This is a genomic window from Halobacillus sp. ABD4_316 (genome assembly GCF_056161385.1).
The window spans coordinates 1-322 of record NZ_JBSWZA010000023.1 but is presented as its reverse complement, the minus strand read 5'-3'; the positions used below and the strand labels follow the sequence as shown (position 1 = coordinate 322).

Here is a 322-nt window from a genome sequence, read left to right as displayed (position 1 = left end):
CTGCTTACGGCTCGCCGGAGCATATCGGTGTTAGTCCCGTCCTTCATCGGCTCCTAGTACCAAGGCATCCACCGTGCGCCCTTATTCACTTAACTATCTTCGTGAAAAGACGTTTATATAAATCAATTAGATGTCTTGTCATCATGATCTCATCGCTAGATGAGTCATAATTCCTTATCCAGTTTTCAAGGTTCACAAATTTGAAAGATGCTTTGATCTCTCAAAACTGAACAACCAACACAGTACGTTTCCGTAATATCCTTAGAAAGGAGGTGATCCAGCCGCACCTTCCGATACGGCTACCTTGTTACGACTTCACCCC

Annotated in this window: 2 rRNA genes; both read right to left on the bottom strand. The window is 44.4% G+C overall.

The annotated features are described in order from the left end of the window. Positions 1-95: ribosomal RNA gene (locus tag ACXAJH_RS20495) — 23S ribosomal RNA — on the bottom strand; the annotation flags it as partial. 170 nt (positions 96-265) lie between these two features. Beyond that, positions 266-322, bottom strand: a 16S ribosomal RNA gene (locus ACXAJH_RS20490); the annotation flags it as partial.